General features: G+C 63.2%; 5 protein-coding genes and 1 pseudogene. 2 read left to right on the top strand and 4 right to left on the bottom strand.

All coding sequences use genetic code 11. The features are described from left to right. On the bottom strand, positions 1 to 14,049 hold the full coding sequence (locus ACOZK9_RS21060; protein WP_421556479.1) for a non-ribosomal peptide synthase/polyketide synthase: 14,049 nt from the start codon (positions 14,047 to 14,049) through the stop codon (positions 1 to 3). A gap of 209 nt (positions 14,050 to 14,258) precedes the next feature. On the opposite strand from ACOZK9_RS21060, the gene ACOZK9_RS21055 reads away from it, so the two are divergent. After that, a complete protein-coding gene (locus ACOZK9_RS21055) occupies positions 14,259 to 14,510 on the top strand; it encodes a type II toxin-antitoxin system HicA family toxin (RefSeq protein ID WP_421556478.1) in 252 nt (83 codons plus the stop codon). Further along, complete coding sequence (locus ACOZK9_RS21050) at positions 14,507 to 14,872, top strand: type II toxin-antitoxin system HicB family antitoxin (RefSeq protein WP_122251610.1); 366 nt, start codon at positions 14,507 to 14,509, stop codon at positions 14,870 to 14,872. The genes ACOZK9_RS21055 and ACOZK9_RS21050 overlap by 4 nt, the downstream gene beginning before the upstream one ends. Here ACOZK9_RS21050 and ACOZK9_RS21045 read toward each other — a convergent pair whose 3' ends face one another. From ACOZK9_RS21045 to ACOZK9_RS27490, 3 genes and pseudogenes are all read right to left on the bottom strand, one after another. Beyond that, the gene (locus tag ACOZK9_RS21045; protein WP_152748949.1) at positions 14,873 to 16,045 is read right to left on the bottom strand and encodes an MFS transporter; all 1,173 of its coding nucleotides are present in this window, start codon (positions 16,043 to 16,045) and stop codon (positions 14,873 to 14,875) included. It lies immediately after the preceding gene. A gap of 40 nt (positions 16,046 to 16,085) precedes the next feature. Next, positions 16,086 to 17,441, bottom strand: coding sequence for an MATE family efflux transporter (locus ACOZK9_RS21040; protein WP_421556477.1), 1,356 nt, complete (start codon positions 17,439 to 17,441; stop codon positions 16,086 to 16,088). 115 nt (positions 17,442 to 17,556) lie between these two features. Next, a pseudogene (locus ACOZK9_RS27490) lies at positions 17,557 to 17,671 on the bottom strand (IS110 family transposase); the annotation flags it as partial.

Raw genomic sequence — 17,671 nt, 5'->3', positions numbered from 1 at the left:
TCAAATCGCCTCTAGTTCGCTCAAAAAGTCACGAAGATCATCAAAGTCTTCCGCACTGCCCGCACGGAAGGTGGCTGCGGCCTGCACATAGGCGCGCAGCGTTTCGGTCTGGAACACTTCCACCAGTGGCACCTCCAGGCCCAGCTCGACCTGCACCCGCGACGTGATCTGGATCGCCAGCAAGGAATGCCCACCGACTTCGAAGAAGTTGTCGTCCAGGCCTACTTGCGGCAAGCGCAGCACTTGCGCCCAAATCGCCGCAATCTGCTGTTCCAGTTCGGTTTCGGGCGCCACATAGCGTTGCTGCATCAGGCTTGCATCCGGCGCAGGCAAGCCCTTGCGGTCGAGTTTGCCGTTGGGGGTCAGCGGCATTTGCGCCAGGAACATGAAATGCGCAGGCACCATGTAATCCGGCAGTCGCGTCTTGAGCGCGCGGCGCAAGGTGTCGCGGAACTCGGCCTGGTTGATCAGGGCTGGGTCGGCCGGTACTACGTACGCGACCAGTTGCTTGCCGGTCGGGCCTTCCTGGGCGACCACCACGGTTTCACCGACGCTGTCCTGCTCACGCAGGCGCGCTTCGATTTCACCCAGCTCGATGCGGAAACCACGGATTTTCACCTGATGGTCGACGCGGCCCAAATAGTCGACCACGCCGTCCGGGCGGCCTCGGGTCAGGTCGCCGCTGCGGTACACGCGGCTGCCGGGTTTGCCGAACGGGTCCGGCACAAAACGCTCGGCGGTCAACGCTGGACGCTCCAGATAACCCCGCGCCACGCCCTCGCCGCCCAAGTACAATTCACCCGCCACGCCGATGGGTTGCAGGTTCAATTGCGCGTCCAATACGTAACCGCTGCGGTTGCCCAACAGTGTGCCGATGGGCGCATACACCGCGCCGCAAGGGTCGCCTTTACGCGCCTTCCACAGCAACGGCGTGACCACGGTTTCCGTCGGGCCGTAGCCGTTGAACAGGTAGGTCGGCTTGAGCGCACGCCACGCCAGGCCGTAACTGGCTTGGGCGACGGCATCACCGCCGAAGCAGTAAACCCGCACCGCCGGCGGGTTGCCGTCACGCTCGGCATGCTCGGCCAACTGTTGCAGGTACACCGGCGGGAACACGGCCATGGTCACGTTATGGCGATGCATCTGTGCGTAGGTGTATTCCGGCAACCACAGGCTGTCGTCGCGAATCAGCACGCTGGCGCCGTTGATCAACGGGTGCATCCAGCCTTCGTGGGAACCGTCGAAGGCGAAAGACATAAAATGCAGCTCGCAGTCCGCCGGGCCGGTTTCATAGCGCTCGCCGGTGGCGATGATGTGCGCAACCAACGGCCCGTGAGCCACGGCCACGCCTTTGGGCAAGCCGGTGGAGCCGGAGGTGTAAATCACGTAGGCGAGGTTGTCGCCGTGCAGTGCCACCTGCGGCGCGCTGTCGCTGCAATGCGCCCAGTCCTCAGTGCGATCTATCGCCAGGGTGTTCAGGCCCTGCGGGATCGGCAATTGCTGCAAGGCACTGGTGTGCGTCAGCAGCAATTGCGCGCGGCTGTCGTCCATCATGTAGAGCAGGCGATCACGCGGGTACTCAATGTCCAGCGGCACGTACACACCACCGGCTTTCATGACCGCAAGGAACGCCACCATTATTTCGGCGCTGCGCGGCATGGCGATGGCCACGCGCATTTCCGAGCCGATACCGCGCGCGATCAGCGCATGTGCCAAGCGGTTGGCCTGGCCATCCAGCTCTGCGTAGGTCAGCGTTTGCGTGTCGAATTTGACCGCGACGGCATCCGGCGTTTCGCCAGCGCGGTCGGCGACCAACTCATGCACCAGCCGCGTGGCCGGGAAGCCGGAATCGGTGCAGTTCCACAACTGCAAGATGTGCTGTTGCTCGTCACGATTGAGCAGGTTCAGTTGGCCGATGGATTGTTGCTGATCATCGACCATGGCTTGCAACAGGTTCTGCCAATGCCCGGCCATGCGTTCGATGGTGCTGTGGTTAAACAGGTCGGTGGCGTAACTCAGCGACGCACGCAGCACCTCGCGGGATTCCTCCACATCCAGCGCCAGGTCGAACTGGGCCACGCCTTCATCCCAGCTCAATACCTCGACCTGCAGGCCAGGCAAACGCTGCAAATGGCTGCCTGCCGAGGTCACGCGGTGGTTGAACAGCACCTGGAACAACGGGCTCAGGCTCATGCTGCGCTCGGGCTGCAACGCCTCCACGAGTTGCTCGAACGGCAAGTCCTGATGCGCCTGAGCCTCCAGCGAGCACTGACGTACCTGTTGCAGCAAGTCTGCGACGCTCATTTGGCCGTTGATCTCGGCCTTGAGCACTTGGGTATTCACGAAGAAGCCAATCAGGCCTTCGGTTTCAAGGCGGTTGCGGTTGGCGATCGGCACGCCGACGCGCACGTCTTGCTGGCCGCTGTAGCGGTGCAGCAAGGCCTGATAGGCCGCCAGCAACACCATCGGCAACGTGACCCCGGCCTGCTTGGCCAGGCTGCGCAACCCCGCCAAAAGTGTCGGCGCCAGCTCAACCTCAAGGCGTGCACCGCGATGGCTTGGCAACGCCGGGCGCTGGTGGTCGTACGGCAGCTCCAGCACCGGCTGCTCGCCGCCCAACTGCTCGCGCCAGTAGGTCAGTTGACGCGCTTTCTCCCCGGCTTCCATCCAGTTGCGCTGCCACAGCGCATAGTCGGCGTACTGAATCGGCAGTGCCGGCAAGTGCGGCGTACGGCCGTCGCTGAACGCGGCGTATAGCTGCACTAATTCTTCGACCATCCGTTGCATCGACCAGCCATCGGAGACGATGTGGTGCTGCACCAGCACCACGACACGGTCGTGCTCGGCCAGGCGCAACAACTTGACCCGCAGCAACGGCCCGCGCAGCAGGTCAAACGGCCGCGCGACCACCTCGGCCACCTGCGCCTTGAGCCCGGCTTCATCCGCGTCGCAGCGTTCGATTTCGATCAGGCCCGAGTCCTCAATCACCTGCACGGCGCCGCCAGGCTCCTGGCGCACATGCGTGCGCAGGCTTTCATGGCGCGCCAGCAAGGTGTCGAAACTGCGTTGCAGCGCGGCCACGTCCAGCGCGCCTTTCAAACGCAGCGCGCTGGGGATGTGGTACGCCGCGCTTTGCGGGTCGAGTTGCCAGAGGAACCACTGGCGCTCCTGCGCATAAGACAGTGGCAACGGCTGCGTGCGATCCGCCCTCAGCAGCGCTGGCACGGTGACGCCCTGCTCGCCCAATGCGCGCACAAAATCACCGAGCAGCGGCTGTTCAAACAGGCTCTTGAGCGCGACTTCCAGCGCCAACACCTGGCGCACCCGCGACACCACTCGCGTGGCCAGCAGCGAATGCCCGCCGAGTTCGAAGAAGTGGTCGTCGAGGCCCACCTGCGGCACCTCCAGCACCTCGGCCCAGATCGCCGCAACCTGTTGTTCGCGGAGCGTGACGGGCGCTACATGCGCTTTCAGCAACACACCGGCATCCGCTTTGGGCAGTGCCTTGCGGTCGAGTTTGCCGTTGGGGGTCAAGGGCAGGCTGTCCAGGAAAATCAGCTGCGCAGGCACCATGTAGTCCGGCAAACGTTCGCGCAAGGCAGCCTTGTACTGGTCTCGCAGCGCTGCTTGCTGGTCGGGGGCGACGCTCACCAGGTAGGCGATCAAGCGGTCGTTGTCGGCCAGCACCACGGCTTCGCGCACCGCCGTGAGTTCACGCAGGCAGGCTTCGATTTCACCCAGCTCAATACGGAAACCGCGCACCTTGACCTGATGGTCGACGCGGCCGATGTACTCCACCACGCCATCGGCGCGATAGCGGGCCAGGTCGCCGCTGCGGTACAGGCGTTCGCCGGGCGCGCCGTAAGGGTTAGGCACAAAACGTTCAGCGGTGAGCGCTGGCCGCTGGTGATAACCCCGCGCCAAGCCAACGCCGCCGATCAGCAATTCACCGGCAGCGCCCTGCGGACAAGGCGTTAACCCGGCGTTGAGAATCAACAATGAGGTATTGGCAATCGGTCGCCCAACAAAAGGCTGCGCGTCCAACAAACGATGGGCAGCCGACCAGATGGTGGTTTCCGTCGGGCCATACAGGTTCCATACCGGGCCTTGCAGGTCGAGCAGGCGCTGGGCCAAGTCGACCGGCAGCGCTTCGCCGCCACACAAGCACTGGATGCCTTGCAGCAGCTCGGCACGCGGGCTTTCCAGCAGCATGCGCCAGGTTGACGGGGTGGCTTGCAGCACACTTGCGCGCTGGCCGTGCACCCGGTCCAGAATCGCTTCCGGGTCGAGCGCCAGTTCCTGGCTGCTCAGCAGCACCGTGGCGCCGACGCTGAGTGGCACGTACAGCTCGAGTGCAAAGATGTCGAACGAGAACGTGGTCAGCGACATCACCCGCGCGTCGCGGCGAATTTCCAGGGCGTCGGCCATGCCGCAGGTAAAGCTGCACAGCGCCTGATGGCGCACCATCACACCCTTGGGCTTGCCGGTGGAACCGGAGGTGTAGATCACATAGGCCAAGTGCGCAGGCGTGACAGCGACCTGCGGGTTGTGTTCGTCCGCGCTGGCATCATCCACCAACAGCACCTGCACACCGTGCGGTTGCGCCAGACGACCGTTCAAGTGTGGCTGGGTCAGCAACACCCGGGCCTGGCTGTCTTCAAGCATGAAGGACAGGCGCTCCGCCGGGAACTGCGGGTCAAGCGGCACATAAGCGCCACCGGCCTTGAGCGTCGCCAACAAGCCGACCACCATCTGCAGCGAGCGCTCGACATGCACCGCCACCAACACGTCCGGGCCAACGCCCGCTGCGATCAGGCGATGGGCCAGGCGGTTGGCGCGGCGGTTGAGCTCGCTGTAGCTCAGCGCGTCGTCATTAAATTGCAGCGCGCAGGCGTCCGGCGTGGCCAATGCTTGTGCTTCGAACAGTTGATGCACGCAGCGCGTGTGCGGGTAGTCGAACTGGCTGTGGTTCCAGCCGTGCACGCTCTGTTGCCATTGCTGCTCGCTGAGCATCGGCAATTCATCCAGTGCTTGCGAGGCGTCACGGACCACCGCGTGTAACAGGTTCTGCCAGTGCTGCGCCATGCGCTGCAGGGTCGCGGGCTCGAACAAATCGGTAGCGTAGGTCAGCGAAGCCCACAGGCCCTCGGCGGACTCTTCGGTTTCAAGGCTCAAGTCAAATTGCGTGGTGTGGCCAGCCCACTCCAGCGGCTGCAACACCAGGCCCGGCAGTTGCACAGCGCCGCCGCGCAGGGTGTCCTGGTGGTTGAACATCACCTGGAACAACGGGTTATGGCTGAGGCTGCGTTCCGGTTGCAGCGCTTCGACTAACTGTTCGAATGGCAGGTCCTGATGGGCTTGCGCTTCCAGCGCGCGCTGTTTGACCTGCGCGAGCAATTGGCCGAAAGCCATTTGCCCGTCAAGGTCGGCCTGCAGCACTTGGGTGTTAACGAAGAAACCAATCAGACGCTCGGTCTCAAGGCGGTTACGGTTGGCGATTGGCACCCCGACACGCAGCGTTGACTGGCCGCTGTAGCGATGCAACAAGGTCTGGAACGACGCCAGCAACAGCACAAAGAAGGTCACGCCCTCACGGTGCGCCAGCGCCTTCAGGTCGGCCACCAGCGCAGGGTCGAGCTGCACCTGTTGACGCGCGCCACGGTAGCTTTGCACCGGCGGACGCGGGCGGTCGAGCGGCAATTCCAGCACCGGGTGCTCGTCGCCCAGGCGCCGCTGCCAGTAATCCAGCTGGCGCTGTGTTTCGCCGGCCGCCATCCAGTCGCGCTGCCATACGGCGTAGTCGGCGTATTGGATCGGCAAGCCAGGCAACTGGGCCTGGCCCTGATACAACGCCACCAGTTCATCGACCATCACGCGCATCGACCAACCGTCAGAGATGATGTGGTGCTGGGTGATCACCAGCACATGGTGGTCGGGCGCGATCACCAGCAGTTTGACGCGCATCAGCGGGCCGTTGCACAGGTCGAACGGGCGTTGGATTTCTTGCTCCACACAGCGCTGGATCGCCGCAGCCTCTACGCTGGCCTGCTCGACAGGCATCGCCCGTGTGGGATGGATTACCTGCAAGACTTGCTCAGCGTTTTCGACAAAGGTGGTGCGCAAAGGCTCATGCCGTTCGACCAGTGCCTGCAAGGCGCGCTCCAGCGCGGTGACGTCGAGTTGGCCGCGCACCTGCAGCGCCGTGGGTACGTGATACGCGGCGCTGGCAGGGTCGAGTTGCCACAAAAACCATTGGCGTTCCTGGGCGAAGGACAGCGCCATCGGTTGCCCGCGCTCCAGCGCTACCAGCGGTTGCGCGCTGTGCGGATGCAACTGCGCACACGCGGTGGCGAATGCTTGCAGCGTCGGCTGCTCAAACAGTGCGCGCAACGGCACTTCGCGTTTCAACTCATGCCGCACGCGCGAAATCACTTGAGTGGCCAGCAGCGAATGACCGCCCAGCTCGAAGAAATGATCCGCCAGGCCCACCTGCTCGACCTGCAACACCGCTTGCCAGATCGCCGCCAACTGCAGTTGCAGCGGGCTGTGCGGCGCTACATACGCCTGTTGACGCAGGTTCAGGTCTGGCGCCGGCAGCGCACGCCGGTCAAGTTTGCCGTTGTTGTTCAGCGGCAAGGCTTCAAGCACCACCCAGTGCCCCGGCACCATGTAGTCCGGCAGCGACTCGCGCAAGGTTGTCGCCAAGGCTTGCGAGTCCAGACGTTGACCTTGGGCAGGCACCACGTAAGCCACCAATTGCAGGCCGGTCGCACCCGGCTGGGCGATGACTGCGGCTTCACGCACGTTCGACATGCCTTGCAGGCAGGCCTCGATCTCACCCATTTCGATGCGATAGCCGCGGATTTTCACCTGATGGTCGATACGCCCGACGTACTCCAGCGCTCCCGCCGCGTTGTAGCGCGCCAGGTCACCGCTGCGGTAGAGCCGCGCGCCCGGCACGTTGGAAAACGGGTCGGGAAGGAAGCGCTCGGCAGTCAGTGCCGGGCGGTCGAAGTAACCCTGAGCCAAGCCCGCGTGCGCACCAATGCACAGCTCGCCGACGCCGTCGGTGGCCAGCAGCTCGAAAGCACTGTCGAGCACATACAGCGCGCGGCCTGCAATCGCCCGACCAATCGGCACGCCGAACGCATCACTGGCATCCGCCAATTGGCAGTCGTGCACACTGGACACCACCGTTGCCTCGGTCGGCCCGTAGGTGTTGACCAGGCGCACTGCGCCCAGCCCTGCGGCGTGCCAGGCGCGCAGACCTTCCACCGACATGGCTTCGCCGCCCACATGCACCTGGCGCAGGTTGCCCAAGGTGCGACGGTCGAGCGCGCATTCCTTGGCCAACAGATACCAGTAAGCGGCCGGCAAGTCGGCCAGGGTCACGCCCTGCTCGACGATTTCGCGCGCCAATTGCCCGGCGTCCCACAACTCATCGCCACGCATGATCAACGCCGCGCCCACACACAGCGGCGCATAGCACTGCTCGACAAACCCGTCGAAGCTGAAGGTCGCAAATTGCAGTACGCGGTCCTCTGCACCCAGCCGGCTGTACACTTCGGCGCTGTCGCAGAACTGGCTGAGGGCGGCATGGTCGATGGCCACGCCTTTGGGCAGGCCGGTGGAGCCGGAGGTGTAGATGATGTAAGCCAGGTCGCCAGCCGCTGCAGCGTTGGCGGGATGGGTGGCCGGGTAGCTGGCCAGCTCTTCACCACTGGCGCTGAAATCCACGCGCGTCAGCCCTTGCGGCAACACTAGGTCAGCGAGCAAACCGGTTTCGCTGAGCAGCAGGTCAAGGCGACTGTCGGCGAGCATGTAGGCCAAGCGCTCGGCCGGGTATTTCGGGTCCAGCGGCACGTAGGCGGCGCCGCTTTTAAGCACCGCCAGCAAGCTTGCGATCAACTGCGGGCCACGTCGACTGGCCAGGCCTACGCGCTGGCCCGGCCCGACGCCGAGTGCCAACAGGCGATGCGCGAGGCGGTTAGCGCGGTCGTTGAGCTGGGCATAGGTCAGGCGCTCACTGCCCGCCTGCACCGCCAGCGCGTCAGGCGTGGCCTGTGCCTGCGCGGCGATGCGCTCATGCACACGCTGATGGCGCGGCGCGGCAGCGGCGGATCGGCTAAGGGTGAGTACGCTGTGCTGGGCGCCGGCGTCGAGCAGTTGCACGTTGCCAAGTGGCACACTGGCGTCGGCCACCCATTGCTGCAAAAGGTGCAGCAGGTCAGCGCCCAACCGCGTGACCTGTTGCTCACTGAAATGCGCGCGGTCGTAGCTGAATTCGAGGCGCAAGCCAGCACCCAGCTCAATGCCCAACGTCAGTGGGTAATTGGTGCGCTCATGGTTGTGCATCCGGCCAAACGTCAGGCCGGCAGGCGCGCCCTGCTTCAAGGCGTCGGCGACGGGGAAGTTTTCGAACACCAGCAGGGTGTCGAACAACGCCGAGCCTTGTTGACCGGCCCAGCCCTGAATGTCGTAAAGCGGCACGTGCTCATGGTCGCGCAGGCCGAGGTTCAGCGCTTGCAATTCACTCAGCCACGCGCCGACCGATTGCGCAGGCGACGGCGCACTGATAATCGGCAAGGTATTGATAAACAGGCCCAGTTGCTGCTCGATCCCCGGCAAGGGCGCCGAACGCCCGGCAACGGTGGCGCCGAACGCCACGCAAGCCTGGCCGGTGTAGCGTTGCAGCAACAGGCTCCAGGCGCCTTGCAGCACCGTATTGAGCGTGACTTTTTGTTGGCGGGCAAACTCGCCGAGGGCGTGGGTAAAGTCGCTGCCCAACGTCACGTGATGCTCTGCCACACCCACACCGCCGACCGGCGTACGCAGCGCCTGCGCGAGCAACGTGGGTGCTTGCAGCGGCGCCAGGGCGTTCTTCCAGAACACTTCGCCCGACGCTTGCTGTTGCAGCCAAGCCAAATAATCGCGGAACTGCCCCAGCGGCGCAGGCACGGCCTGGCCTGCATAGTGGGCAATGACTTCGCCGAGCAACTGCGCGTTGCTCCAACCATCCATCAGGATGTGATGGCTGGTGAAAATAAAATGCCAGGCGCTGCCCGCGCCACGCACCAACATCAGGCGAAACAGCGGCGCGGCATTTAGCTCAAAGCCGCGTGCACGCTCGGCATCGGCCAGGGTATCGAGGTCGGCAGCCACGTCCTCGATCACCTGCAACTGCACGTCGACCTGGCGCTGGATCACTTGATGGGCGCTGTCGAGGCCAAGCCAATGGAAGCTGCTGCGCAAGATGGCATGCCGGTCCAGCGCTGCCTGCCAGGCACGCCCGAACGCCTGCACATCAAGGCCGTCTATGTCCACGCGCAGCTGGTTGATATAGGCCTCGGCCGCCGGTTCCAGGAGCGTATGAAAGAGCATGCCCTGCTGCATCGGCGACAGCGGGTAAAGGTCTGCGATAGCCGGCCCGGCCACCGGCAGTGCATCCAGTTGTGGTTGGCTGAGGCGCGCCAGCGGGAAGTCCGACGGCGTCACCTGACCGGCCGGTAGTTGGCAGCAATGCTCGATCAAAGCCTTGAGTTCGGTGCTGTACTCGTCCGCCAGGCGCTGAATGGTTGCGGCGTTGAACATCTCGCGGCTGAAACCCCATTGCAGTGACAGCTCACCGCCATACACCTGCCCTTCCACCGTCAGCCAGTTGGCCAGCGGGCCGTCGGCATCTTGCGCCTGACCGCTGCCTTCAGCGGCCGGCACGAACAGCGCCGACTCATCGAACTGGCGGTCGAACTGCCCAAGGTAGTTGAAGGTGATACGCGGCGCAGCCAAGCCTGCAAGGGCTTCGCGTGATGCAGGCGCGCCCAGGTAGCGCAGCAGGCCGTAACCGAGGCCTTTGTGCGGAATTGCGCGCAGTTGCTCTTTGACCGATTTGATCGCGCTCGACAGCTCGCCACCGGCCTGCAGGCGCACCGGGAACAGGCTGGTGAACCAACCGACCGTGCGGCTCAGGTCGATGCCGTCGAACAGGTCTTCGCGACCATGCCCTTCGAGTTGAATCAACGCCGCGGCCTGGCCGCTCCAGCGGCTGATCACCCGCGCCAGCGCAGTCAATAGCAGGTCGTTGACCTGCGTGCGATACGCCGCCGGCGCGTCCTGCAAGAGTTGGCGGGTGTGTTCGGCATCCAGGCGGGTTGTAACCTTGAGGCCGAGCCGGTTATGCAAACCGCCCTCGGGGTGATCGCACGGCAAGTCGGCGTCGGTGGCTTGCGCCTGCCAAAACGGCAGTTGCTCCTCAAGCGTTTTCGCGTAGGCCTGCAACTGTTGCGCCCACTGTTGATAGCTGCTGGTCTTGGCCGGCAATTCGGCCTGGCGGTAGGCCTGCTGCAAGTCTTCGAGCAGGATGCGCCAGGACACGCCATCGACCACCAAGTGATGCACCACCAGCAACAGGCGCTGGCTGCCGTCGGCCAGCGTGACAAGGGCTGCACGCAGCAACGGGCCTTGCTCCAGGTCGAGGCTGCGCTGGGCTTCATCGCACAGCGCGGCCAGCTCGGCGTCGGTGGTGACGCTGGACTGCCAGAGTACGCGCGCCTCGTCAGCGGCGCCGTGGGCTTGGTGCCAACCCTCGGGCACCTGCGTAAAGCGCAGGCGCAGCGCATCGTGATGGTTGATCAATTGCGTCAACGCCACCTCCAGCCGTGCCGGCGCCAACGCTTCGCGCGGCGTCAGCAACAGCGACTGGTTCCAGTGCTGACGCGCAGGGATTGCCTGCGCGAAAAAGCTTTGCTGCACCGGTGTCAGAATCACCTCGCCGCTCACCGGGCCTTGATCGATAACGCTCGCCTGTTCAAAGCTCGCCACCAGCGCCAGGCTGCGCACGCTTTGGTACTGGAACAGGTCGCGCGGGCTGAGGCGAATGCCCGCCTGCCGAGCACGGCTGACCACTTGGATGGAGATGATCGAGTCGCCGCCCAGTTCGAAGAAGTTGTCGTCCAGGCCGATTTGCGCGGCGCCGAGTACGTCACGCCAGATCGCCGCCAGGGCTTTTTGCAGTTCGCTTGAGGGCGCAACGAAGGCGTGTTGCGGCGCGGCATCCGGCACCGGCAGTGCCTTGCGGTCGAGCTTGCCGTTAGCGGTGACCGGCAACTGGGCCAGGTGCACCATGTGCGTGGGCACCATGTATTCCGGCAGGCTGGTCAGCAGCCACGCCTTAAGGTCGGTGGGCGCTGCGTTTTCGAGTACCAGGTACGCGACCAACTGTTTGCCGCCCTGCACCAGCACCACCGCCTCCCGCACCTGCGGGTGTTGCATCAGGCGCGTTTCGATTTCGCCCAACTCGATACGCAAGCCGCGCAACTTGACCTGATGGTCGAGACGGCCGAGGTATTCGATCACCCCATCGGCACGCTGGCGCACGCGGTCGCCGGTGCGGTACAGGCGCTCGCCGGCGAGGAACGGGCTCGGCACAAAGCGCTCGGCAGTCAAGCCCGCACGGCGGTGATAACTGCGCGCCAGGCCCGTACCGCCCAAGTACAACTCGCCCGACACACCGGCTGGCACCGGGTTGAGCTGGGCGTCAAGCACGTAGGTGGCAAGGTTGGCGATCGGACGGCCGATGGGCACGCTGTCAGCACCTTCATCGACACAGGCCCAGTGGGTCACATCGATGGCGGCTTCGGTGGGGCCGTAAAGGTTGAACAACGCCGCCGTCGGCAGCTTGGCGAACACCTGCAGTTGCGCATCCAGCGGCAACGCCTCGCCGCTGCAGACGATGCGTTTCAGGCTCGCGCAGGTGTGTACGCCAGGCTCGTGGATAAACGCCTGCAGCATCGATGGCACAAAGTGCAACGTGGTGATGGCGTGGCGGCCAATGGTCTCGATCAGGCGCGCCGGCTCGCGGTGTTCGCCAGGTGCTGCGACCACCAGACGCGCACCGGTCATCAGCGGCCAGAAGAACTCCCAGACCGACACGTCAAAACTGAACGGGGTTTTCTGCAAGACCGCATCGCTGGCGTCCAGACCGTAGGCCTGTTGCATCCAGCACAAGCGGTTGACCAGCGCGCGATGGCTGTTGCCGGCGCCTTTGGGTTTGCCGGTGGAGCCGGAGGTGTAGATCACATAGGCCAAATTGAGCGCATGCATCGTCACTGCAGGCGAGCCGGTGCTGTAGCCGTCGAGCCAGCCCGGCGTCTGGTCCAGCGCAATCACCTGAACGCCTTCGGTGGGCAGCAATGCCAGCAAGCTGTGTTGGCTAAGCAGCAGCGTGATGCCGCTGTCTTCGATCATGTAGGCCAGGCGCTCCTGGGGATATTCCGGGTCCAACGGCACATAGGCGCCGCCCGCCTTCAGAATCGCCAACAGGCCCACGACCATTTCGACCGAGCGTTCGACGCAAAGGCCGACCAGCACGTCCGGGCCAACGCCCTGCTCGCGCAACGCATGCGCCAGCTGGTTGGCACGCGCGTCGAGTTCTGCGTAGCTCAGCGTGGTTGCGCCAAACTCCAGCGCTGGCGCATGCGGCGTGCGCTGCACCTGCGCTTCGATCAGTTGATGGACAGCGCACTCGGTCGGGTACGCCTCGGCAGTCTGGTTCCACCCACGCACCAGCAAGTGCTGCTCCTCGGCGGCCAGCATCGGGAGTTCGCCGATGCGTTGGTCACCCTCGGCTACCATGGCGTGCAACAGGCTGATCCAGTGCCGGGCCATGCGCGCAATCGAAGGCGCGTCGAACAGGTCATTGGCGTAGGTCAGCGCGGCATGCAAGGTGCCGGACTTTTCATAGGTGTCCAGCGTCAGGTCGAACTGGGTCGTACGGCCCTGCCACTCGACCAGCGAAAGCTCCAGGCCGGAAGCAGTGCTGACCGAGGCGATGTCCGCCACCACCGGCTGGTGGTTGTACATCACCTGGAACAGCGGCGTGCGGCTGAGGCTGCGCTCGACTTTCAGCGCCTCTACCAGACGTTCAAACGGCAGTTCCTGATGGGCTTGAGCACCCAGCGCGTGCTCTTTTATATGTTGCAGCAACTCGGCCACGCGGGTCTGCCCGTTCAGCTCGGTGCGCAGCACTTGGGTGTTGACGAAGAAGCCGATCAGCCCTTCGACTTCACTGCGATTGCGGTTGGCAATCGGCACACCCACGCGGATGTCGCCCTGCCCGGTGTAACGATGCAACAGCACATTGAAAGCGCCCAGCAGCAGCATGAACAGGGTCACGTTGTGCTGTTGCGCGCAACTGCGCAGTTGCGCGGCCAACGCCGCATCGATTGCGAAGTTATGGCGCGTGCCCTGGTAGCTGGGCATGGCCGGGCGCGAACGATCGGTTGGCAATTCCAACAGCGGATGTTCATCGCCAAGACGCGCTTGCCAGTACGCCAACTGACGCGCCTGCTCGCCCGCTTCCAGCCAGCGGCGCTGCCACAGGGCGTAGTCGCTGTACTGAATCGGCAGCGCCGGCAATTGCGGCGTTTGGTTGCGCTCATGCGCGTCGTAAAAGCGAATGAATTCGTCGATCAGCACGTTCATCGACCAACCGTCAGAGACGATGTGGTGCAGGGTCAGCAGCAGCACGTGTTCCTGCTCGTCGAGCTTGAGCAATTGCACGCGCAACAGCGGGCCGTTTTCCAGATCGAACGGCAACAGCGATTGACGCGTCGCCGCGTGGTTGACGGCCTGCTCGCGCTCGGCGAGGTCGAGGGCACTCATGTCCACCTGCTCGACCGCCAGCGACGGCGCCAACGCGACCTGCGCCAGGCGCTCATCGGCCTGGCGCTGGAACACCGTGCGCAACGTTTCATGACGCGCCACCAGGCTGGCGAACGCTTGCTCCAGCGCGCGCAAGCTGAGTGCGCCCTTGAGCCGCACCGCGCCCGGCAGGTTGTAGGCGCCGCTGGCCGGGTCTAACTGCCAGAGAAACCACATGCGTTGCTGCGCGTAGGACAGTGCCTGCCGGTCCTCGGCCTCCACTCCCGCCGGAATCGGAAACCTTGAAAAATCCACACCTTCGTTCTGCAAGGCCTGCAGGAATACCTGGCGTTTTTCCAGGGGCAACCCGATAAACCGGCGAGCAAGTTTCAAGGAGTCTTCAGCATTCATTTCTTGGAGTCCGGAGCAATAGGCAGGAAGCACAAAGGCACGTCGTCCCTATAAAACGAACCGGGCGGGGAAAAATTAGCGGCGCATGGAGGGCGTGGAGCGAGCTGTCATCAGGGGTTACATCAATTTCAGCAACGGCACGGTCGCCCGAGTTAGCATTGACGCACACCATCTTTTGCAACTACATTTAGTTACACGCAGGGAACGCCGTGTCCAAAAATGAAAAGCTGCTCGCCAAACTGCTCAATGAGCACATGGCTTTTAACTGGCCAGCGCTTGTGACGCTGCTGCGTTGGCTTGGCTACACACAAATTGAAGGGGCTGGAAGTCGCGTCAAATTCGACAGCGGTGACCCCAGTGCGATGATCAGCTTGCACAAGCCTCACCCCGGCAACGAACTGAAGCACTACATTCGGCGCCAGGTCATCGAACAATTGAAGTCAGGAGAACTGATTCAGTGAACAACCAACTCAAATACAAAGGCTACATCGGCTCTATCGAAGCCAGCCTCGAAGATAACTGCCTGTTCGGCAAAATCCTGTTTATCAAGGCATTGGTCAGCTATGAAGGCAACACCGTTGCAGCGCTGGACGTGGCCTTTCGTGAGGCGGTAGACGATTACCTCTCTACCTGCCAAACCCTCGGGCAAACACCCGAAAAGCCCTGCAAGGGTTCGTTCAACGTACGCGTCGGCCATGATCTGCATCTGGCAGCGGCGCTGGCGGCGATCCGCAAAAAAGTGACGCTCAATGACCTGACACGCCAAGCGCTGAATGAGTTTTTGCAACAGCATTGCGCCGAGCCTTCGCCGGCGATTGGCTGACTAGCCCAAGCGCCGATACCCCAGCAGCGCAGCGCCAAACACCACCGCACCCGCAACCAACGCCACCCAGAACCCGCTGGTGGCGCCGAAGTGGTCGATCATCCAGCCGGAGCTGGCAGCACCGATGGCCACGCCGATGCTCAGGCCAGTGATCAGCCAGGTCATGCCTTCGGTCAGGCGGCTCGGCGCTACGATCTGCTCCACCAGCGCCATGGACACAATCAGCGTCGGTGCGAAGAACAGTCCGGAAATGAAGATTGCCACCGCCAGGCCGGGGATATTGGTCACCAGCAGCAATGGCAAGGTGGTCAAGGCGGTGGCCACGCCGCAGAACAGAAACTGCCTGGGCAGCGATGCCTTGAGTTTGAGAGTGCCGAACGCCAACCCTGCCAGGCACGAACCGATGGCATACACCGAGAGCACGATACTCGCCGCCGCCGGTTGGCCCTGATACTGGGCAAAGGCCACGCTGACCACATCCACCACGCCGACGATCATGCCCATGGCCAGCAGCAGAATCATCAAGATCAATACCGCAGGCGAGGCGATCAGCCAGCCGCCCAGATGCTCCTGGTGTGCATGCACGGGCGGTTCAGTCGCGCGTTGCAGCACAAAAGCGGTCACGCCCACCGCCAGCAACAGTGCGGCGAGCAAAGGCCCGGCTTCCGGGAACAGCACAACGCTTAACCCGACTGAAATCGGCGGGCCGATGATGAAACACACCTCATCGAGCACCGACTCCAGGGCAAAGGCAGTTTTCAGCGCGGGCTGGCCCCGGTACAGCTCGGTCCAGCGCGCCCGTACCATGGCTGACATGTTCGGCATGCAACCGGCCAGCGCGGCGAACACAAACAACGTCCACTCCGGTGCCTGCAAACGGGTGCACACCAACAGCAGTAACAACGAGCCACCGCCGATCAGCGCGGCTATCGGCACTACCTTGCCCTGGCTGTAGCGGTCTACCCAGCGCGACACCTGCGGCGCGCAAAACGCCGTGGCCAGGGCAAATACGGCCGCCACCGCGCCCGCCAAACCGAAGCCGCCGTGAACCTGGGAAAGCATGGTGATCAAGCCGATGCCGACCATGGAAATCGGCATGCGGGCAAGCATGCCGGCCAGTACAAAAGCGCGAGTACCAGGGGCCTGGAACAACTCGGCGTAGGGGTTTGCCATGACTTAAACGCCTTCTGCCACTGAATGTGGGCAACTTTTATTACACCAACCGCTTGATCTGCTTATGCCGCCACACCAGCCGGTAATACGCGGTCTGCAGCGCCAGCATGGCCAGGTAGGTGACCGGAAACGCCATCCACACCCCTTCCAGACCAAAGTGTGCGTTGAACACATACGCCATCGGCAGCTCAACGCAGAGCACACAAAAAATCGAGATCGCGACCGGCATCAGCACCACGCCGCTGGCGCGCATGATCCCGCCCACCACCGCCTGAAAACCGAATACCAGCACGCTCCACAACATAATGTGCAGCAAGTGTTCGGCCTTGACCCGCGCATCGGCGTCAGTAATGAACAGGCCCAACAACCAGTGCGACATTAAATACCCGAGCACGATCAGGCCACCGGTGAGGCACAGGTTGATCAACAGCCCGGTACGCAAAATTGGCCCGACCCGCTCCAAGCGCCCGGCGCCAATGGCTTGGGCACCGAGGATCGAGGCGGTAATCGCAATCGACAGCGCCGGGAACTGCACGTAATTGACGATCTGCGTCACTGCGCCATAGGCCGCCGTAGCCTGAGAGCCGTGGCTGTTGACCAAGGCCAGGATGACCAGCTCCGACAGCGACAGCACCACCATCTGCAAGCCGGTCGGCAGGCCGATGCGCAAGACTTTACCGAGGATTACGCGGTCCAGGCGCAACGCGGCGAGCAGCTCACGGTCCGGCGCCATCACATGCTTTTTATGGCGCAGGCGCAGTATCAGAAACAGCATCGCCGAGGCGTTACCGACCAGCCCCGCGTACACCGCACTTTGGATGCCCAGCGGCGGCAAGCCGATCCAGCCGCGAATCAGCGCCGGGGTCAGCAACAGGCCGACAGACGTCGAGACCATCAATGCCAACAACGGTGAGACCGTGTCACTGACACCGCGCAGCAGTTGCGTGTAGAGAATAAACACCAGCAGCAGCGGCATGATCAGCATCATCGCCTGGGCATAACCGACCGCATCGTCCAGAACGTCAACCGGCGTGCCCAATGCCTGCAACGCCGGGCGCGCAAACAGGCTGCCAAGCACCGCCGCGATCAACCCCACCAGCGCGCCAAGGGTCAGCGTGGCGCCGGTGATCACCTTGACCATGGCGGTTTCCTCGGCGCCCCAGGCCTGACCGATCAGCACCGAAGCGCCCGCCCCCAAACCGATCACCAAGGCAATGAAGAAAAATACGATGGGGAACATCCCCGACACCGCCGCCAGCGCCTGAGTACCGAGCATTTGCCCGACATAGATGCCATTAAGGGTGCCGGAAAAGCTCTGCAAAAAGTTCGACAGCACCATCGGCGCCAGAAAGATCAGGTAGATCTGCCACAGTGGGCGTTGTAGAGGGTTTTGCATTAAAAACGGGGCCTCGAAACACTAAAGCGTCCGAGGTTTATACCGTAAGTGGATAGCATTTTGCTGTACTCATGGTTGAGGGGAACGATCAAAACGCGGTCAAGTGTGGGAGATTCTATGGTTTTGGGGAAGCCTCCAAAACCGCTTTCGACTGGTATTCGCTCAGGTTTTTCATGAGAGAAAACGCGATGCGAGCCAGCTTGCGGGCGATGATGACCAGGGCCTGAGTC

This window comes from Pseudomonas kitaguniensis (genome assembly GCF_049199985.1).
In the GTDB taxonomy this organism is placed as follows: Bacteria; Pseudomonadota; Gammaproteobacteria; order Pseudomonadales; family Pseudomonadaceae; genus Aquipseudomonas; species Aquipseudomonas kitaguniensis.
Note: the sequence above shows the minus strand (reverse complement) of the source record. Positions and strands in the feature narration are given on the sequence as shown.